Source organism: Pseudomonas sp. S2_F03, assembly GCF_054668335.1.
In genome coordinates, this window is record NZ_CP162759.1 from 5,146,371 (window position 1) to 5,167,107 (window position 20,737).

General features: G+C 53.9%; 13 protein-coding genes and 3 pseudogenes. 7 read left to right on the top strand and 9 right to left on the bottom strand.

The window, feature by feature from the left end; genetic code table 11:
• The first annotated feature begins 43 nt into the window (after positions 1-43).
• The 3 genes and pseudogenes from AB4N76_RS24030 to AB4N76_RS24040 all read left to right on the top strand — a co-directional run bounded on the left by AB4N76_RS24030 (position 44) and on the right by AB4N76_RS24040 (position 5,047).
• Positions 44-665, top strand: a pseudogene (locus AB4N76_RS24030) (TetR/AcrR family transcriptional regulator).
• Between the two features lie 177 nt (positions 666-842).
• A complete protein-coding gene (locus AB4N76_RS24035; protein ID WP_077430546.1) occupies positions 843-1,964 on the top strand; it encodes an efflux RND transporter periplasmic adaptor subunit in 1,122 nt (373 codons plus the stop codon).
• Complete coding sequence (locus tag AB4N76_RS24040) at positions 1,961-5,047, top strand: efflux RND transporter permease subunit (RefSeq protein WP_460163605.1); 3,087 nt, start codon at positions 1,961-1,963, stop codon at positions 5,045-5,047. Before AB4N76_RS24035 ends, AB4N76_RS24040 begins: the two co-directional genes overlap by 4 nt.
• Positions 5,048-6,089: 1,042 nt before the next feature.
• On the opposite strand, the gene AB4N76_RS24045 is transcribed toward AB4N76_RS24040, so the two are convergent.
• The 5 genes and pseudogenes from AB4N76_RS24045 to AB4N76_RS24065 all read right to left on the bottom strand — a co-directional run bounded on the left by AB4N76_RS24045 (position 6,090) and on the right by AB4N76_RS24065 (position 11,829).
• Positions 6,090-7,508 (bottom strand): purine-cytosine permease family protein, encoded by a 1,419-nt coding sequence (locus AB4N76_RS24045; RefSeq protein WP_460163606.1) that lies wholly within the window; start codon positions 7,506-7,508, stop codon positions 6,090-6,092.
• 414 nt (positions 7,509-7,922) lie between these two features.
• Entirely contained in the window at positions 7,923-9,740 is a 1,818-nt protein-coding gene (locus AB4N76_RS24050) for a methyl-accepting chemotaxis protein (protein WP_460163607.1), read from the bottom strand.
• On the bottom strand, positions 9,737-10,060 hold the full coding sequence (locus AB4N76_RS24055) for a hypothetical protein (protein ID WP_460163608.1): 324 nt from the start codon (positions 10,058-10,060) through the stop codon (positions 9,737-9,739). The genes AB4N76_RS24050 and AB4N76_RS24055 overlap by 4 nt, the downstream gene beginning before the upstream one ends.
• Before the next feature lie 138 nt (positions 10,061-10,198).
• On the bottom strand, positions 10,199-11,113 hold the full coding sequence (locus AB4N76_RS24060; RefSeq protein WP_460164634.1) for a LysR substrate-binding domain-containing protein: 915 nt from the start codon (positions 11,111-11,113) through the stop codon (positions 10,199-10,201).
• Positions 11,114-11,197: 84 nt separating this feature from the next.
• Positions 11,198-11,829: pseudogene (locus tag AB4N76_RS24065) on the bottom strand (DUF1989 domain-containing protein).
• An 881-nt stretch (positions 11,830-12,710) separates the two neighbouring features.
• On the opposite strand from AB4N76_RS24065, the gene AB4N76_RS24070 reads away from it, so the two are divergent.
• Complete coding sequence (locus tag AB4N76_RS24070; protein WP_460163609.1) at positions 12,711-14,015, top strand: APC family permease; 1,305 nt, start codon at positions 12,711-12,713, stop codon at positions 14,013-14,015.
• A gap of 16 nt (positions 14,016-14,031) precedes the next feature.
• Here AB4N76_RS24070 and AB4N76_RS24075 read toward each other — a convergent pair whose 3' ends face one another.
• Together AB4N76_RS24075 and AB4N76_RS24080 are read right to left on the bottom strand one after the other, a co-directional pair.
• Positions 14,032-15,387, bottom strand: a complete 1,356-nt coding sequence (locus AB4N76_RS24075) for an amidase family protein (RefSeq protein ID WP_256594966.1) — start codon at positions 15,385-15,387, stop codon at positions 14,032-14,034.
• Positions 15,380-16,030: an FMN-dependent NADH-azoreductase gene (locus AB4N76_RS24080; protein ID WP_046026915.1), complete on the bottom strand. Its 651-nt coding sequence runs from the start codon at positions 16,028-16,030 to the stop codon at positions 15,380-15,382. The genes AB4N76_RS24075 and AB4N76_RS24080 overlap by 8 nt, the downstream gene beginning before the upstream one ends.
• Positions 16,031-16,274: 244 nt before the next feature.
• Between AB4N76_RS24080 and AB4N76_RS24085 the strand changes: the two genes are divergently transcribed.
• The 3 genes from AB4N76_RS24085 (at position 16,275) to AB4N76_RS24095 (ending at position 18,598) form a co-directional block, all read left to right on the top strand.
• Positions 16,275-16,826 carry a VOC family protein gene (locus AB4N76_RS24085; RefSeq protein ID WP_052961850.1) on the top strand — a complete coding sequence of 184 codons (552 nt, stop codon included), beginning with the start codon at positions 16,275-16,277 and terminating at the stop codon, positions 16,824-16,826.
• 65 nt (positions 16,827-16,891) lie between these two features.
• Positions 16,892-17,668: a creatininase gene (locus AB4N76_RS24090; protein ID WP_046026914.1), complete on the top strand. Its 777-nt coding sequence runs from the start codon at positions 16,892-16,894 to the stop codon at positions 17,666-17,668.
• A gap of 51 nt (positions 17,669-17,719) precedes the next feature.
• The gene (locus tag AB4N76_RS24095; RefSeq protein ID WP_046026913.1) at positions 17,720-18,598 is read left to right on the top strand and encodes a LysR substrate-binding domain-containing protein; all 879 of its coding nucleotides are present in this window, start codon (positions 17,720-17,722) and stop codon (positions 18,596-18,598) included.
• A gap of 338 nt (positions 18,599-18,936) precedes the next feature.
• Here the strand turns inward: AB4N76_RS24095 and AB4N76_RS24100 are convergent.
• A pseudogene (locus tag AB4N76_RS24100) lies at positions 18,937-19,209 on the bottom strand (hypothetical protein); the annotation flags it as partial.
• A complete protein-coding gene (locus AB4N76_RS24105) occupies positions 19,206-20,186 on the bottom strand; it encodes an integrase domain-containing protein (protein ID WP_460163610.1) in 981 nt (326 codons plus the stop codon). The pseudogene AB4N76_RS24100 and the gene AB4N76_RS24105, both read right to left, overlap by 4 nt.
• Positions 20,187-20,737 lie beyond the last annotated feature (551 nt).

Below are 20,737 nucleotides of genomic sequence, written 5' to 3' on the forward strand. Positions count from 1 at the left end.
GTCACAAGTTGTCAACCACCTTTGGGATGAGTAAGCTGCTCGCATGAATCAGCCATCAGTTTCTTCGCCCAGCGCCCGTGGCCCAGCCGATCACGACATTCGAGACCAGATTGTCGCGGCGGCCAACGAACATTTCAGTCAATACGGTTATGGCAAAACAACGGTTTCTGACCTAGCCAAGGCCATCGGCTTTTCAAAGGCTTACATCTACAAATTCTTTGAATCCAAGCAGGCGATTGGTGAAGCAATCTGTACAAATTGCCTGACTGAAATCGTTGCGGCAGTGGAGCAAGCCATCAATGTAGACGGCATCTCGCCGACTGAACGTTTTCGGCGCCTGGTCAAAACCTTAATCGCTACAGGGGTGAGCCTGTTCTTTAACGACCGTAAACTCTACGACATCGCAGCGTTCGCCGCGTCGGAGCGATGGCCCTGCTCACAAGTCTATGACGCTCAGATCAAGAGCTTCGTGTTGCAAATCGTGCGTGAGGGGCGAGAGCTCGGTGAGTTTGAACGCAAGACTCCGCTGGACGAGACGGTAGAGGCGATTCATCTCGCTCTGCGGCCCTTCATCAATCCTCTGCTATTGCAGTACAACCTCGATTTTGTTGAAGAAGCCCCCCTCGCTTATCTCCAATCTTGTTCTGCGCAGCCTGATGCCTTAAACCTCTGCTGACGGATGCGCTGCGCATCCGTATCAGCGTGTGCGCCTGAAAAAACTAGATATCGAGCCTCTTTGCTTTGCTCTGATCAAGTGGGCGATGTTCATTCGTCTCGGTAGTGACTATTGACATAAAAGGTCACTTGAATAAGCATGGTGCATCCGCTACCGAGAGATCTTTATGATCCAGCGCCACCGCATGTCAGCCATTTTCATTGTCTTGTTGCCGTTTGCCCTAGCGGCCTGCAACGAGGCCACGCCTGCCGATCCTCGCCTTCAAGTGCCCTTGGTGCGTATCGGCGTGGTTCAACCCTCCGCGCCTGCGGCACGGGTATTCACCGGTATCGTCGCGGCCCGAGTTCAGAGCGATCTCGGTTTTCGGGTACCTGGGAAGGTCTTGGAGCGTTTGGTGGATGCTGGACAAAGTGTCAAGCGCGGGCAGTCACTTATGCGAATCGATGCCAACGACCTGACGCTGACCGCGCGGGCACAGCAGGAAGCGGTACTGGCCGCCATGGCCCGAGCTCGGCAGGCCTCCGATGACGAGCTTCGCTACCGTGATCTGGTGTCCGTCGGAGCGGTATCTGCTTCAGCTTACGCAGGGTTCAAAGCAGCTGCCGACTCGGCGAAAGCCCAACTCAACGCTGCCCAGGCCCAGGCTGATGTGGCGAAAAACGCGACCGGTTATTCGACGTTGCTGGCGGATGCTGACGGGGTGGTAGTGGATACCTTGGCGGAGCCGGGGCAGGTAGTTGGCGCAGGGCAGGTGGTGGTACGCGTTGCCCATTCAGGGCAGCGCGAGGCCGTGATCCAGTTACCCGAGACGTTACGTCCTGCGCTGGGCTCGGCGGCGACGGTTGAGTTATACGGCCAGCACCAGACTGCAGGTAGCGCGCGTTTACGCCAGTTGTCCGACTCTGCCGACCGACAGACCCGAACGTTTGAAGCGCGTTATGTGCTGGAGGGGGCGCTCTCCAACGCCACCCTGGGTTCGACGATCTCAGTGGTTATCGCTGACACGGATGTTGCTGATGCCAAGGAATTACAGGTGCCCATGGGGGCCCTCTACGACGCCGGTAAAGGCCCGGGGGTCTGGGTGGTGGGCGGGGAACCGGAGCAGGTGGCATGGCGCCCGATCAAGGTTCGCAGCCTGAATAATGAGGCCAGCGTGCGCGTGACGGGGGATCTGCAGGTGGGTGATCGAGTTGTCGCATTGGGTGCTCACTTGCTGAGCGAGGGAGAGAAGGTCAGGACTGAACTCGCCGATGCTCCGCAAAATTCAGTGGTTGAGGTAAGTCGATGAGCGGCTTCAATCTTTCGGCGCTGGCCGTACGCGAGCGCTCAATCACCCTGTTTTTGATCCTGCTGATTTCTGTGGGTGGGTTGTACGCCTTCTTCAAACTGGGGCGTGCGGAAGATCCCGCATTCACCATTAAACAAATGACGGTGGTCACTGCCTGGCCTGGGGCGACGGCCCAGGAGATGCAAGACCAGGTGGTAGAAAAGCTGGAAAAACGCATGCAGGAACTGCGTTGGTACGATCGAACCGAGACCTTTACCCGGCCCGGCTTGGCATTCACTACGGTGTACCTGCTCGACAGCACGCCCCCCTCAGCCGTCCAGGAGGAATTTTACCAGGCGCGCAAGAAAATCCTGGATGAGCAGAAGGGGTTGCCGTCTGGGGTGATCGGCCCGATGGTCAATGATGAGTATTCCGATGTCACCTTCGCGCTCTATGCGCTCAAGGCCAAGGGCGAGCCGCAACGTCTATTGGTGCGCGAAGCCGAGAGCTTGCGCCAGCGTCTGCTGCATGTGGCGGGTGTCAAGAAGGTCAACATCATCGGTGAACAGGCCGAGCGCATTTTTGTCGAGCTGTCCTACGAGCGTTTGGCGACACTGGGCATTTCCGCACGAGACATCTTCAGTGCGTTGAACACGCAAAACATGATAACCCCGGCAGGTTCGGCAGAAGCGAAGGGCCCACAGGTTTTCATCCGCCTGGATGGCGCGTTTGATGACCTGCAGAAGATTCGCAATACCCCACTGACGGTGCAAGGCAGAACCCTCAAGTTGTCCGATGTGGCTGAGGTCAAGCGTGGTTATGAGGACCCCGCGACGTTCCTGGTACGTAACAACGGCGAGCCGGCACTGTTGCTCGGCGTGGTCATGCGCGACGGCTGGAACGGCCTGGATTTGGGGAAGTCGCTGGACGCTGAGGCCACAGCGATCAACGAGCAGATGCCTTTGGGCATGAGCCTGACCAAGGTCACGGATCAGGCGGTGAATATTGGCGCCTCCGTCAACGAGTTCATGGTGAAGTTTTTTGCTGCCTTGGGCGTGGTGCTGCTGGTGTGTTTTCTCAGCATGGGCTGGCGTGTCGGCGTTGTGGTTGCCGCGGCGGTGCCGCTGACCCTGGCGGCCGTGTTCATTGTCATGGCGGCCACGGGCAAAGACTTTGATCGAATTACCCTGGGCTCGTTGATTCTGGCGCTGGGACTGCTGGTGGACGATGCAATCATTGCCATTGAAATGATGGTGGTGAAGATGGAGGAGGGCTACGACCGAATCAAGGCCTCCGCTTATGCCTGGAGCCACACGGCCGCGCCGATGTTGTCGGGAACGTTGGTGACAGCGATCGGCTTTATGCCCAACGGTTTTGCCAAGTCGACCGCTGGTGAGTACACCGCGAACATGTTTTGGATCGTTGGCATCGCGCTGATCACTTCCTGGGTGGTGGCCGTGGTGTTTACCCCTTACCTGGGCGTCAAACTGCTGCCGCAGATCAAGGTGCCTGAAGGCGGACATACGGCGATTTACGGTACACCGAACTACCAGCGTTTCAGGCGCCTGCTGGGCAGTGTGATCCGCCGCAAAGGTCTGGTGGCGACATCCGTCGTGGGCTTGTTTGTTGTTGCGATTTTGGGCATGGGCGTGGTCAACAAGCAGTTCTTCCCCACGTCCGACCGACCTGAGGTGCTGGTTGAGATGCAGATGCCTTACGGCACCTCTATCGAACAGACTGATGTGGCGGCGGCCAAGGTCGAGGCGTGGTTGGCTCAGCAGCCGGAGGCCAAGATCGTCACTGCTTACATTGGCCAGGGCGCGCCGCGCTTCTACTTGGCGATGGCCCCTGAACTACCCGATCCATCCTTCGCAAAAATCGTCGTCCTGACGGTGAATCAGCAAGAGCGTGAGGCGCTCAAGCTCCGCCTCAGACAAGCGGCGGCCGATGGTTTGGCGCCTGAAGCTCGGGTCCGAGTGACGCAGTTGGTATTTGGTCCTTATTCACCGTATCCGGTGGCCTTTCGGGTGATGGGCGCCGACCCCGCAGTGTTGCGGGATATCGCCGCGCAGGTGCGTGAGATCATGACCGCCAGCCCCATGATGAGGACCGTCAACATCGACTTGGGCGAGCGCGTGCCGGCACTTCATCTCACGCTGGATCAGGATCGCCTGCAAGCATTCGGCTTGACCTCGACCGATGTCGCGCAACAGCTGCAATTTCTACTCACAGGGGTGCCTGTCACCGAGGTGCGTGAGGACATTCGTTCGGTTCAGGTGGTCGCTCGCTCCGCGGGTGAGACGCGTCTGGATCCATCGAAAATTGCCGCCTTCACGCTGACCGGCGTCCAAGGCCAGCGCGTTTCGCTGTCCCAGGTAGGGGCGGTGGATGTGCGCATGGAAGAGCCCATCCTGCGACGTCGTGATCGTACGCCGACAATAACCGTGCGCGGTGACGTGGCTGAAGGTCTTCAGCCTCCCGATGTCTCCAACGCCTTGATAACGCAGTTGCAGCCCATCACCGAAAAACTGCCGGCGGGCTACCGCATTGAGTTTGCCGGCGCGATCGAGGAGTCGGGTAAAGCAAACAAGGCATTGTTGCCGTTGTTCCCGATCATGATCGCGCTGATGTTGCTGACTATCATCATTCAGGTGCGCTCGATGTCGGCAATGATGATGGTGTTCGCCACCGCGCCTTTGGGCCTGATTGGTGTGGTGCCAATTCTGCTGCTGTTCCAGCAGCCGTTCGGGATCAACGCCTTGGTGGGATTGATTGCCTTGTCAGGGATTCTGATGCGCAACACGCTGATCCTCATCGGCCAGATTCACTCAAATGAGCAAGCCGGTCTGTCGCCTTATGACGCAGTGGTCGAAGCCACTGTGCAGCGTGCACGGCCAGTGATTCTCACGGCATTGGCGGCGATGCTGGCGTTCATTCCGCTGACCCATTCGGTGTTCTGGGGAACGCTGGCGTACACCCTGATTGGCGGTACGTTTGCCGGCACCGTGCTGACCTTGGTGTTCCTGCCAGCGATGTACGCCCTCTGGTTCAAGATCAAGCCTGAGCCCGCGCATGAGCTTGCAGCGAACACTCACGTTGCTTGAGTACCGCTTGCCACCGATCACTGTGTGCTTTGGTCGTGCCGTAATGCCAGTCGAGGGCAACGCTTTCCAGGTGGCGGCCGTTGATGGGGCCTCCGTCTTGGCTTGGTTCTTGGCTTCTAGCTTCTATGGGGGGCAATGGCATCCGCCAGTATTCGCTTGACCTGCAAACGAAAAAACCCGCCAGAAGGCGGGTTTTTCGGGGGGCAGAGATTTTGAAAGCCTTCTCTGGAACCTTGTCTGGCTCCACGACCTGGACTCGAATAGGTAAGTAAGTATTTGTTTTATAATAAAATTATTCTTGTTTGTAAAGTATATATCCCTACGATTATCCTAATCTAGCCCGTATTTTATTGGCATTCTTTCGATACCCCATTAGCACACGGCAGCAGTAAGTCTAGAGGTGGCGTACGCAGGCAATTCTGTGCTGGATCAGGAAAACACATCCAAGTGACTGCTTTTGACCGATTGTGTTGAAAAAGTCGACCCGGCCCGGCTATCCATGCATTAAGAGGTGAAAGCGCCTTTTTTCACGCAGCTACGTCAAATCTGAGTCCTGAACGTTCTGTATAAAACACAAATTTCAATCTCAGACGCATACTTTACTGCTGTGGAAACAGAAGCCAACTTTTTCAACACAATCGGCCGATAGCTGTCTTTCGCCAATGGCCACAACCCAGAGTGTATAAAAATATCAGATTGGGTTTTCAATATCGACGCTAGGAGACCGTGCTAACGTTTCGTATTAAATGCGTAACGATACATTAGCATTAATACGCTGGATGAAAGGCCCGAGAATGACGAAGACACACGTTCCCCACCGGGATAAAAATTTCGTGAAACTTGGCTGAGCTGTAAACATGAAGCCACGGTTGACAACGAAATATACGAGAGGTGCTGAAATGGGAGTGCGTCGAAGTCCGTCATTATTTTCCTCTCAAAACAATTTAGATAGAGAATCGAAAGTGCTTTTCTGTTGGTGATGAAACAATAGTTGTCTCTTCTTGAAGTGGGTGGATTAAATGCATGCGGCTTTAGTTATTAGTTACTCTGTGAGTAGAGCCTGGTTGTTGATTTTTGAATTTCTAGAGCGATGTAGTGCGTAATAAATACCGCCAGCGACACTGAAGCCGGCAAGCCATGAGAGATCTATACCACTCATTGCCATAGCGATCGGCCCTTGCATTGATTCGATAGTTCCAACTTGGAAAAGCCAAGCCGCAACGACGCCAAATGCCAACGAAATAATTCCCCGCCAGTTGACATCCCCATAATGACTTGTGGAGTGATGACAATAGAGAGAGTTGACATCAATATCTCCACGGCGAAGCATGAAAAAATCGACAAGTGTTATTCCTGCCCATGGGCTAATCCACACAACGAAGAAAATCATCATGTTTTCAAACGCATGGACAAGCTCTCCGGACTGAACGAACAGGTAGAGAATGAACAAGGCCACAATGCCAGAGATAATTGAGACAATCCAACGTGGCACACGCATATCGAGAGAAAGCGTTGCTAGCGCTGCGGAGTAAATGACAACGATGTTGGTAGCGATTGGGCCGTGAAGCAGAACCAGCAGAACAGGAAGAGCCATCACGCCAAACACTGCGATGATCAGTTGGGCGGGGTCAGAACCACCACCAGCAGAGGCAATTGCAGCCCCTAGGAATGCCAGCCATACCGTTGGCACGAACATGCCCAGAAAAGTTGAGCGGAAGACCTGACGGTCAGTGAGCTTGGTCTGCGTAAAACGAGTGTAGTCCGATGCATACACCAACCACGAGATACCCCATCCAATCCCGATAGCCGTCATGAGGCTGCTCATCGCTGAGAGTTTGCTGATTCCTTGGATTGTCGACTGTTGCCAGCGTACGTCTACGTGCGTAAAGGCTAATGCGGTCATCACCACCATGATTAGCAGGATGAAAGGCATCGAGTAGCGCTCGAAGTATTTGATGGCGTTGAACCCCCAAGCCGCGATTCCTACTTGGATGAACATGACTACTAGAGCAATACCAAATTTCAACTCCATTCCACCTCTGATATCCATGCGTTCAAGAGCAGCAACCGCCAGATCCAATACAATCCAAGTATTCATCGCAACCCAGCCCATCGGCATGAGCACTTGCATGACCGTCGGGAGATATGCTCCTCGACGACCAAATGCGAGACGAGAAAGAACCATCTGTGGCACACCAGTACGATGCCCCATTATGCACATTGCTCCAAACAGCGCACTTCCCAAAAGATTGCCAAGTAAGATCACAACTAAAGTTTCAACTAGACTAAGACCTGACTGAATCCCAATAGCACCCAGAATCCAGTTAATGGGTGCAACGTTAGCTCCAGCCCATATCCAGAATTGATCCAGTTGACTCGAAGTTCGATATTTGTCAGGAACTTTCTCAATTCCCGAGGCGTCATAATGCGACTCTAGCAGTTGTACTAAACTCAGTGGCACGATTTGCTGACATTTTTATTTTCCTCGCTGGTCGGCAATAACGAATCGCTCAGGGGCTATTTTAAGTGAGAAGCGGAAGGTAGCGGTATTGAGTAGTTCTCAAGAATGGTTGAGAAAAAATAGACCATATAAAAATAGACAATGGCCTGAATTGTTTTAAATACGGTAGATTGAAGCGTGCTGGACATGACTGATGTCGCAATGCCATTCACGAGTCGAAGTCGTGAGCCTCATATCACTGATGATTTTCTGTGTGAAAATCGGATGCCGAAATAAAGCTGCAGGTTCAGTGAAGGCAGGCAGACAAAATTGATGGCCAGTTTTAACTAAGGAATCACAACCAGGCTTCGGTCAATAACAGCTACTTCTATTTCGGAATTACGCTATTGCGCCGCGGGACGATGGTCCAAGATGTTAAACCTTGAACTGGTTTACCAAACTAAATTGATGATTTGCCAACGCATCAAGTTGGCTGCTGACATTGGCAGACTCCAATGCTTGCTCGGCTAGACTTTCCGTAACGCCCCGGATTGCGGAAACATTGTGACTAACCTCTTCCGCGACTGCACTCTGCTCTTCAGCTGCGCTAGCAATCTGCAAGTTCATATCGCTAATTATGGTGACTGCATCGTTGATGCTGCCTAGCGCTGACAATGCCAGTTGAATTTGCTTAGCACTGTCGAGAGCTTTGGTCTGGCTTGAGTGCATCGTTGTCACTACTCCTTGCGTCGCGTTCTGGATACGCTCAATGACGCTACCGATTTCTCCCACAGAATCTTGAGTTCGCTTGGCCAAGCTTCTGACTTCATCGGCAACCACTGCAAATCCACGTCCACTTTCCCCGGCTCTTGCGGCCTCGATAGCTGCGTTCAATGCAAGTAAATTGGTTTGTTCGGCAACGCTACGGATGACCTCCAACACCGAACCGATTTCTTCGCTGTTCTTCGCGAGTTCCTCAACCTCTCGAACAGCCTTGCTTACCTCTTGAACGAGGCTATCGATTTCATGCGTACTTCGCTCAAATATCGCAACACCCTCCTTGACTGATTGGCCTGCACCCCGCACTGCACTAGCTGCGTTTGACGCGCTAAAAGCGACTTCGTGCGCTGTCGCGCTCATTTCATTTGCAGCGGTAGCGACCTGATCAATCTCCCGAAATTGTGCCTGCATACCACCACTGGTGAGCTGAGATATTTCAGAGGACTTAGTCACCGTAAATCGGGCATCAACAACGCTCCGCTTGATCTGCGAGATGGTGGGTTGCAGTTTGTCTAGAAAGCGATTGAACCAGTCGGCTAACTCGCCAAGTTCATCTCGCTTTGAGTACTTCAGACGCTGCGTAAGATCGCCGTCGCCGCTCGCGATGTCCTTCAGCATTGCCGCCACAACACTAATCGGCCGAGAGACGCCAGACGCCACCACCCACATCATGAGTAGACCCATACCTGCGACCAGCAAAGCAACGGATACGGATTGGCGTGTACTGGCGCTTAAGGAGTCGTCGAGCGTCTTTTGCAGTTTTAGCGCGTCGGCCAGGACGACTTTCTTGGGCAGGCTAATAATGATTCTCCACGCCGGCGTACCTTCGACAGGAGTGAATGTATGCAAAGCGGATATCTGATCGCCTGTATCGGCCACTTCGGGTGTCACCGCTTTCATGAGTTCTGCAATCATGGTTGCTTCAAGGCCTGTTGCCTCTTTGATGTTTTTACCGACCATTGTTGGGTTGGTTCCAACCCCGGCAAGAACTCCACTGCCAGAGACAATCAGAACATTGCCGGCACCATCAAACAAATCACGTTGGGATGTTTGCGCTTCGCTTTGAATGGAGTCCAGGGTGATGTCGATGCCAACAGTGCCGATGACTTTCTGATCCACGACCAGTGGATAGGTGATGGTGGTTAGGAGCAACAAACGACCGCCTACCGTGTCCGAGTAAGGCTGTAACAAACACTCTTTCCCGCTGCTCCTAGAACAGAGGTACCAGTTGTTGTACGGAGTTCCGTCGGCACCTACAGAGGCATCGCTAAAATAACTTTCAGGAAATGCTGTATTCTGGCCCTTCCCATCGGGGCGACTCCAATAACTCGATACCCTTCCGGCCTCGTTCGAACCGTGTGCCATATCGTCTCTGAACTTTGAGTCGGTGGGGTCTAATGCGTTAGGATCAAATGCCATCCAGACGCCAAGGGACGTCTGTGTTGCGGTCAAATACTTTCTTAAGTGCTTCATTGAGGTCCTCTCTCAAGGCTGTGGACTAAACCGCGACGCAGTCCCTGAGCGCGGATATTTAGTAGCTGATCCGCCAGTGCACTGACAACAGCACGACTCGCATAAAACTTGTTCTGTAACTTGGCCGCCTTCTCGCTTGCGTTACTTTTAAGAATGTCTTTGACTTTTTTGGCAATCATCTGCTCGCTCTCGGTACTCACTTGTCTAGTGCTGGAGTTGGCTTGATAAATATTCACACTCACAACAAGCGCAACAACTACAAACAGACAAAATCCTGTCATAGAAACTACTTTGAGTCGAAAAGATACGTTGTTAAACATGTTAGTCGCCCATGACAAATTATAGTTGTCCGCACTGGGAATTAATAAAACCCAATAACTATCCGAAAGCACATCTGGGTATGCCAAAAAGCGTCAAAAAGGATGTTCGATGTCGTTTATTTTATTCAGAGCCTTTAATTACTTGACTACAGAAAGTGCTGGCATACCTCGACACAGATCCGCCTCTTGTCTCAACCAATCGATAAATACCGCGAGACTTTGCTTGCGACCAGGAGAGGAAACCTCAACCAATCGGTATGCAAAGCCAGGCATGCGCGGACCTTCAATCTGACGCATACGCCCGGATCGGATCTCGTCCTCAATGAGCACGTCACTGCATAACAATGGGCCTAGGCCACGCTCAGCGGCGTGGAGCGCGAGAGTCTCCTCGCTGTACCAGGAAATGCGGAAATCCGTACCCTGACGATAATTAACTCGCGCCAGCCATGCAGACCAGGCAGGCGCTTCCAAATCCTGGTTCTTCCACTTATAGGCAAGCAGTGGGCGGTTTCTAAAATCATCAATGGTTGGACATCTGTCCGCAGGACAAAGACTTTGATCCGCGACTGCAATGTAAAAGTCCTCCAATATTACCGAACCCCGATCACAGTCTTCGACTGGGCCGTATCGAATAGCAAGGTCGATACTTTCACAGCGCAAGTCGACTGCTTTTTCTGAGCCATGGATGTGCACGACGATGTTTGGATAGAGCTGATTGAATCGAGCCAAACGAGGCATCAGCCAGCGCTCGGCAAATGCGCGGGTGGTGGAGAGCTGAATAGCATCGCCGTCTTTCGGAGCGCTGATTATCGAGAAGGCATGCGCGATCTGATCAAAGCCATCACGCAGGAACGGGTAAATCGTCCTCCCTACCGGAGTAAGCTCCACGTTCCGCCCCGTCCTTTCAAACAGCTTGTGCCCGATGCACGATTCGAGCTGACGAACCTGATGGCTCACAGCGGTAACGGTTACACAAAGCTCAGCTGCCGCAGCAGTGAAGCTTTGGTGCCGGGCCGCGGATTCAAATGCTCGTACCGAATTGAGGGGGGTAATTTACGCATGGCTAGACTCCCGACGATCGAACGTCAATCAAACTGTCAATAGCCTAAACCTCTGGCGCTTGCCTGGCCTGTATTTCTATTGCTCATGTGAACGACAGACGACCGCGTAATGCACGTCAGCGGGCATCATCCCGTTGACTGCGGTGATGTCCTGAGGGCACGCAGATAACACAATGATCAAATCCATTTCAGCTCGCAGTGCCACGTATTGCCCCGGTTTACTCACAGGCTCAGCAAACTTAATTTGGCCATTGGCAGATAAGGGAACGTTCATGAAAAGGTTCAGTGGGCTAGGGGGGCCTCTGCGACCAGACCCAGAGCATCCAGTGCGAGGAACAGATTCTCGTTGCAACTATCGTGATGGCCAACAACTCCGAGCTGCTGGTAGCGAGTGTGATCGCAGGCTGCAATCAAGGTGTCATGCACTCCAGGAGTGGTGTCTTCAACGATGGTGAGAATGGGACGACGATTGTTGGTGATCAGGGTGTCGCCAACTTGAGGGTTGACCTTCAGCCACGAAGCGCGGCAATGCTCCATCGACATCGCCTCGTGAAGGTCATTAGGGTTGAAAGCCCAAGTGTCGACGACCTGCTTACCGTGTGTATTGATCACCTTAATTATTTGCCCCTTTTCGAGCTTGATCGCTGTACCACGACGAGCAGGAAGGCACACGAGTTCATCGTGCTGGACTGCCGAGATTGCGTTCATTCTGATTCTCCTAATTCGTCAATGTGCCAACGATCCTGCACTGAGAAGCCTAGGAAATCACAGCGCAACACCTAAATACAATAATAAAACTTAGCCTCTGTATAAGAGGATTTTATAGGTGTAAGTAGGCGAGCTAGATAGCTTGCCTGTCCGCGTAAGTTCACTGATAACCATAAAACATCAGAGAAGTAGGAGGGTGTGAAGTTAAAGGAGGGGCGCATGGCCTCACTCTATAAATTAAATTTATAACTAACCTAAATTATATTATTGGATTTTAGTGGTGCCCCATGATCACCTGTACGTAAGCAATTCCAACTCGAGTGCGCGACGAAACGCTCGCGCTACATGCTGCAGTGCGCGGATTGGGATTGCTGTTGTGTAGGGAATTTTTGTTTGCTGAGGAATAGCGCATCGACCGCATGTGCAGAATCGAGGGACCGTACTTGCGAGGTTTACTCGTGAAAATCGAGCGCCTCGCTCCCACCCAAAAGCGTGGTGTCTAGCGCTTCATCGACTGGCTCAAACATGAGGTACTTGAGCAAAATCGTCACGCCCTTTGACGCCTGATTCAAAAATAACAATCACCGAGCCTGACTCGACGATTTGATTTCTTCTACGGAGCTGTTCTCGGCATTCGTACCGTACTGCTGAGCTGGACCATAAAAAACTGTGCGTCGACGGCTTTGTCGTAGGCGTAACACTCCCTCTTTGCACAGAATCAGAGTCTCGAAAAATGAATCTTTCACAATTGATTGGTTACGACCGTAATGGCACGGTCCGCGAACTGGACACCAACCTCGACAAGGGTACCCTGACGACTCGTGATGTAACATTCTCGGCGCTGGGCTTCAACGCTCCGGGGCTGGATCGCGGCGTCCTCCATGTCGATTCTGTACTCGATCTCCGGTCACCACGCACCGCTGGCGATCCTTATTGCGTATTTCTTCCCAATGTTGGTCATGGCACTGTGCATGGTTGCGCTCACTCGGCAGGCGCCGTCGGCGGGCGGAATTTTCACGTTCGCCAGCCGATTTTTGCACCCCCACATAGGCAGTGTATTGGGCTGGGCGTACGCCGTGGCCTGCATGGCAGTGACACCGATGTGCGCGATCATCGGCACTGAATATATCCAGGCGCTATTCCCTTCGCTCACAGGCGCGCTGGCGGCTAAATGCATCGGCACAGCACTGGTGGTGGTGTTCTTGGGAATCTCCTGCAAAGGCGTCGGCCTGACTGCCAAAGTGGCGAGTGTGCTTTTGGTATTCGAGATTGCTGTCGTCGCCGGGCTGGGCGTGCTCGGGCTGGTGAATCCACAAGTGCCAGACCTTTCAGTGTTGTCGATGTATTCGCTGGAAGACGCGGGTGGTTGGTCGGTGATCGGTCCCGGCGTGTTGTTCGGGGTGTGGATGCTGGCCAACTTCGACTCGGCTATTAACTACATCGAAGAAGCGCGGATTCCTGTGCGCACGGTTCAGCGTTCACTGTTGCTGGTGCTGACAGCGGCTTTCGTGATCTACAGCCTAGCCGCGATTGGCTGGCAGTTCGCGGTGCCGGTAGAGAAGTTGGCAGCTATCGTCGAGGACGGCAATGGCGGCCCTATCGCTGCCGTAGCAAATGTTTATCTTCCGCCGTCTATGGCCTGGATTGCATTGTTCGTGGTTATTACGTCGGCGTGTGCCGGACTGCAGATATCCTCCAGTGCTGCCGCGCGGACGTTGTACCGCATGAGCGAGGAGGGTCGTTTACCTACCGCGTTGAGCTCGGTGAATGTGGCGAAGTCTCCATGGCTGGCCAACGTGATCGTCTCGCTGGTTGCCATCGGTTTATTGTGGTGGAAGCCACTGGACAAAATCGTCTGGTATTACGACGTGGTCACAATCACTTTGGTGATGTCTTACATGGCCGCGATTGCGGCGTTCATTGCGATGACCTGGAAACGGCAAGGCGGCTGGGTGTCGTTCTTTCTTAGTGTGCCGGCGGTGCTGGCGATGCTGATGCTCGGTTACATCGGCTATACCGCTGGCGCCAACCCGGTTTCACCCGAGGATCAATACACCGCTTGGTATCTTGGAGCGCTGACGTTGGCCTCTGGGGTGTTTTTGATCCTGATTCAGGCGCGTCCTTTTCCAGCGGCGATTCCCGGTCAAATCCTGAGTGCTGGAACCGGCTCGGCATCGTGGTCGTGATGCCGAGCCGGGGTGATCAGAGCGCGCGTTCGATGGCGCAGCAGATGTCTAGCAAGCGATCGTCTTTCCCGGTAATGCTGGAGAACAGGATGGAGGTCGGCAGGTCTGATTCATTGACGCCCGAAGGCATCGCGACGCCAGGCATGTCCAGCAGACTGCCGACCATGGTGATTGCCAGCGTGTCCAGATTGAGTTGAGCGAACAACGCGTCGTCAGCTTCCAGCGGTGCCAAGGCAGGCGCCACATGGAATACCGTAGGCAGTACCAGAATGGAATCACCCAGTTCCTCGGCCATGTCTGCGATCAACTGCTGACGAACAACGCGTAGCTGAACTTCTTTTTCGACGGTTAGGTCCCGTGCCTTCAACAGGCGGGTTCTGATCTGGCGATCCATGCGCTCTGCATCAGGCCCTTCAACCACGGCAATTAATAGCTTCCAGGCCTCGATCGCCCCGAGCCAGCCCACCGACGAAATCAGCTCCCGAGCACGCTCGACGGCGCGCACCGGGCGCCTTTCTATTTGAGCTCCGCATTGGTGCAGGATGTCCATGACGCGCTCGAGATTGCGTGCTACTGCAGGTTGGAGTCGAGGGTCCTGCAAGACTTTGGTGTCGACGATGAAGCGAACTTCGCTCAGGTCGACAGCGCTGGCGGGAGAGTCTGAGAGGCCACGCATTGCATTGTCCAGCAACCTGCAATCTTCCACTGTTTGGGCGATGGGGCCGAGGCTGTCGAGAGTCACGGCCAGCGGATGGACACCGCTCATGTCATGGCGACTGGTGGATGTCTTAAAACCGACTAGCCCATTGAACGCGGCCGGCACACGAATTGACCCGGCTGTGTCCGTGGCCAGGGCCGCAGTCACAATCCCTCGCTGGACCGCGATGGCCGATCCCGATGATGAACCACCTGGCGCTCGAGGATCACAGTTCGCGAACAGTGCTGTGGGCGTACCATAGTACGGATTTAGCCCGAGTCCAGAGTAGGCAAATTCGCTGAGGTTAGTCTTGCCAATGAACACCACGCCAAGGGCTCGAAGTTTTTCTATTACAGCAGCGTCCCGTGTGGCTGGCGCGATTGCGCTTCGGGTGGTGGAACCTGCGGTGGTCACGGTGCCTTCGATGTCGAACAGATCCTTGATTGCCAGCGGCAACCCGTCGAGCGGACTCAAGGGTTGCCCATGCTGGCGTCGAACATCGGAGTCATGGGCCATTGCCAATGCCGATTCTTCGAGCAGCGAGATGAATACTGAGTCGGCCTCCCGCGCTTGGATAAAGGCGGCTTGCACCAACTGAGTCGCGCTGATGCTTCCGTCGTGCAGTTTTTTCAGGGTCTCTACGACCGTATCCATCCTGTTCTCAGAATTATTCATGGCAATGCACCAACTCACCCACCAGTTGTTGAATTGCCTCGAACGCTTCGGCAATCGAGACTTCGTGACGCGCGTCGTTAAACTCCTGAAAGTCGATGGTGATGACGTGGGTCTGTTCGACGCCAAGATAATGAGCGCATGTTTGAATATGCGTTTCCAGATGATTCATTTTTTCGCGGATGCCGCCCGCGCCGAAGCCGAATTCACCCCGTGAACTCAAAATTACCAAGGTTTTGCCGCTCATGATCGGCTCCAGCGGGAAGTCGCCGCGCGCCAGGTCGAATGTGAACGTCTTGCCGATTCGGATCACTTGATCGAACCAGGCTTTCAATGCGGCAGGCATTCCATAGTTGTACATGGGGCTACCAATGACAATCACATCGGCACGATCAATCTCATCGATCAACTCGTCGGACAGATGGATCCGTTCACGTTGCACGACGGTGAGATCTTCTTCTGGAGTGAAAACAGCGCCGATCCAGTCTTCGGTCATGAAGGGCGGAGGGTTGGCTCCGATATCGCGCACAATCACTTGGGCGTTCGGATCGGCCTCAATCCACGCATGGATAAATGCTCTGGATAGCTTTCGGCTTAGGGATCGTTCGCCCCGGGCGCTGGCATCGATGTGTAGAAGATGGGTCATGGCACATTCCTCAATGGACGGCAGGTACTTTCCCTACCGTAGAAGCGAAGTGGGCCATGACCCCGGGAGGTATCACATTCGATTTTTTTTTTGCATGAGTGCAATTTATCTCAAGTCACGGATCTGCTTATTAGGTCGCCCTGAAGAAAAAGATTTTCTCAACCCTGCTTGAGAATTACTCGATTTCGCTTAGTTTGCCCAGCCGCTTAAATACCTCTGTTCCCATCCGACATTGAGGTAACCCATGTCCACCCTACTACAGAACAACGTGCTCAACGCACTGACCGACGGCGCTGAGGTCGACCCGTTTCTGGGCAACGTCGTGGAGATAGCAATCGTCACGGCTGACCATAAACGTACCATGGACGGACTCCTTAAACTCGGTATCGGGCCTTGGCGCGTTTATACCTTCAGCCCTAAAAACACCGAGAATCAGACCTATCACGGACAGCCTGCGGAGTTTGTTCTCACGGTCTGTTTTGCCCAGAGCGGCAACATGGTGTGGGAATTGATGGAGCCGGTCTCGGGCCCAACCATCTTCGCCGACTTCCTGGAAAAGCATGGAGAGGGCATTCAGCACGTTGCCTATGACTGCAACAACATCCCGTTCGAGGATCGAATCGCTGAACTGGAGCGTCGTGGCTTCAAATGCGTGCAGTCTGGTTCCTGGTTGGGTCGTAACCACTTTGCTTTCTTTGGCACTGAAGCGGACACAACCACCGTTTTCGAAACCTATGCCTTCCCCGATGACTGGGTATACCCAGAGCCGGACGAGTGGTACCCCGCGCGCGGCTGATATCCATTTCCGGTGTGCCTGGCAGGCGCACCGGAATTGCCTCTGATGCTTCTGGAGATTTCACCATGAACAACGTGCGCATGGACAACATGAGCTGGATTGAATACGAAAGTCGGGTCAAGGCTGGTGCGGTTGTCTTTCTGCCCTGCGGCGCTACCGAGCAACATGGTCCGCATCTGCCACTTGGCACGGATGCTTTGCTGGCCAGCGCGATCAGTGAGGACGTTGCCCTTGCTATAAATGGCATCGTCGCTCCCGCGCTGTCCTACGGTTATAAATCGCAGCCCAAGTGTGGCGGCGGGCAGCATTTCTGCGGTACCACTAGTGTCGACGGGGCGACGCTGACGGCTATAGTTCGCGATGCCGTCAAAGAGTTTCATCGCCATGGCGTCAAACGATTGGTCTTGGTGATCGGCCATTACGAGAACCAGTGGTTCGTCACCGAAGGCATTGAGCTGGCGCTGCGCGACATTGGGTCCGACACCGGATTGGAAGTCATGCGCCTGGAGCACTGGGAGTTCGTCAACGCATCGACTCTGGCAACGATATTCCCCAATGGCTTCCCAGGTATTGCCCTTGAACATGCCGCCGTCATCGAAACCTCGATGATGCTGCACTATCACCCGGATATGGTGGCGCTGCATAAAATCCCGGAACACGGACCTGCAGAATTCCCCGTCTACGATATTTACCCGACGCGGATTGAGTGGGTTCCAGAAAGTGGTGTTCTGTCATCGGCTAAGGGCTCGACGGCTCAGAAGGGGAAGCTACTTGTAGATGATGTGGTGGAAGGGATTTCGAGAGCGGTTCGGTATGAGTTCTTACTGCCGGAGGCATCTTGAGAAATCGTTGTCCTCCGCGGCCAATGCGCGAGACATTAGCAAGAGGTTGAGATGCGTATACGTCAGCTTGAGTGCTTCAGAACTCTGATGATTCACGGCACAATGACCCGAGCGGCAGAGCTGCTCAGAGTATCTCAGCCGGCTATAAGCACCACTATCGCGACCCTGGAACACGAAACGGGTTTGTCATTATTTGTCCGAAAAGGGGGGCGACTGCACCCGACACCGGAAGCTCGCCTGTTTTTTGTCGAAACTGAGAGAGCATTGGAGGCGGTAGAAAGAACAACGCGCATCGCAAAGGAAATTCGGACGGGTAAACGAGGACATTTGGCTATCGCCGCTTATGCCAGTGTCTCCATTAACGTACTGCCGCGCTTGATCGCCAACTTCGCAAAAGAGCGTCCTGGCCTTCAGATAAAAATCATCACGCGCAATTCCCAGACGATACGCGAACTTATGTCCACGCAGCAATTTGATCTCGCCATTGCCGAACTGCCACTCGACTATCCGTCATCAAACATGGAGGTGATTTCATACGAATGCCAATGCATGATGCCGATGGATCATCCACTGTCCAAACTGGACGTCATTACACCCACCGACCTTGACGGTGTACCCTTTATATCGCTTTTTAAAGGTGACCCGATTTATCAGCAAATGGCTACTGCCTTTTCCGACTATGAGGCAGCTTGGAATGTAGTAGCTGAAACCGAGTTTTTCTCAACGGCCTGTGAGCTGGTGTGCTGCGGGATGGGGGTGGGCATCATCGACCCTGTCGTGAGCCTCCCATTCACTAAGAATTTGGTGACGAAACCTTTCTTTCCGGCCATCAAGTACCAAATTGCGTTATTACTTCCAATCCAGGAAGAACCATCCCAGGTCGCTCTGGAGTTCATTACGGTGCTCAAGGAGATGCTCCGCGCGCCGTAACTTCCTTACCTTGAATGCTTACGAGTTTTCCATCGGATAGTGCTTGTAGGAATGCGTGCCTACAGCATTCACAAGTGCAGGATGACAGTTGCGTATGGACAATACCTTGGGGCAGATTGGAGCGATTAGTAACAGTGACCTAACGGCAGCTTTTGGCCAAAAGTGTGTAAAAAGCTTCACCAAATTGAAGTGTGCGAGTCTATGTTAAATCTGAAATTTATCGGCACGTCAGCACATGTGGGTTTCGAGTAGATGCGCGATTTCCAGTCCGTTTTTGAGTACCTGTCGCGCTCAAAAACGTTTTTACACAACCTCGGCCGGTTGTTGACCTTCGCCTGACGGTTGAACTGCCAGGCCTTTCCTAGACGATGAGCAAGTAAGTGCACGGTCAGCAGATAGTAGTAGCGCGTCGATTCAGCGTGCTGGTACACATGGTGATTTAGGAACCATGTGAGATGCTTTTTCTGCCAAGTCCATGGATTGTCGCGTTGCCAGCGTTCAGCGATTGCTGTTTGGATAGCCTTCGCCTGACGAAGATGGCGTTGGCGTGTGGCATGCGCTCCGGTCAGGAAGCCCGCTAGGAAAAGCTCCATATCGAATGCCCTGCTCATGCTCGACCACCAATGTAAGCCGACACTACGTCGATACGGCCGTGTCCGAGTTCATAGCTGATTTGCACTCGGGCCTCTTGATCGAGGCGTCGGTCGAGTTGCTGGCAATGGCCGCCATTGATAGGCGCGGGATGCTGGGTGATTTGCTCATAGCGTTCGCATGCAAAGGCCGCCCGTAATTCATGAAAGCCTTTGAGGTTGTGCATATGGAGGAGGTCTCGAATGGGACGGACGCTGCCCTGTATGAAATCCAGGTAGCTTTCGTGCGGGGCTAACAGGTTGTGGCTACCGTCAGGCGAGACCTTTTCGGCAAACCTCAGTGCGTCACGAATATGATCATTTACCGTAATCCAACGAGGTGCTGACGCGCCTGAACGGCCACCTTTGGTGCCATCCTGGATGTTGATCTTCCCGTATTGTTCGGACTCACGCTTCAGGCGCGGAAGGTCGGCCAAAATCGCCTCGCGTAAGCTCATACCGGTGGCTCGCGCTAACTGAGCGATGGCCGCGGCGCGTGCCTGCTGGTTTTCGCAAAGCACCTCTACGACCCGCTTCACCTGTTCGCGGTCTTGGCCTTGCGGCACAGAACGACGAACACTGGTGCGCCGCACTCCCAGCGCCTTGCTCGGACTCACGACTTTTACATACTGATCACCGCGAAGCGCGGCCAGGGTCCGGTTCACGCTGGACAATCGGTTTTGTGCAGTGGAGATGGCGAGTTCACCTTGTTCAACTTGCTGACGCAGATGTCCGGCGTAGTCCAGCAAGGTCTGCCAACTAATCTGCCGCGCATCGTTAAACCCCGGCCCTTCCTCCGACCGGCACCAGCGTACAAACGCCTGCCAGCGATCACTGTGCGCCTTGACCGTGCCGAAATGCCCGCTGCCAAATAGATCTTTCAGCGCTTGCGGCCCGGCATAACTCAATTGCCGACCATAGCCAAAATTGCGCCCGTCACGTTTACCTACCAGTGCCATGATCGAACTCCTCTCGAAGCCAAAACTATTGAAACCGTCCCCACGTCATCCCGCCAAGAATGTTGAGTGTTATCAGGGATCAAGGCCCCTGCGACCTGTGAGGGTTGTCCTCTAACGCAGGACTGGCGGCTCCTTACGACCGGGAGCTTGGGCATCTCATGATCTGGCCTCCTGAACACTTCCGAGGAAGTGGGCGGGTGGAGGCTGCACTGGCTGACGAGACCTGCGCCGCGAGATCCTGAGTCGGGTGAAGGCAGTGAAGCGATGACCGGGGCATACCTGACTGTCAGTCAGGTGCAGTCCATTCCGTGGGCTGCGGCACCATCATCTGCATCGCTGTTGCGGGTAACTTCGGTGTTTGTCACGCCAATTGTCACGAGGGGAAATGCCGCAAAGCCTTGTACGAGTTGGGCTGCAGCAGTGGTAGGAGCGCCCGTCTCTTTCCGGAAGAAAGAGACGGGCGCAGGTTGGCGCAAGGAAATGGCCAAGCGGATAGGTTGCTGCAGAGCAGCTATGAAAGGGAATGAGTTGCCGCAGTGGGTACGCTGGTA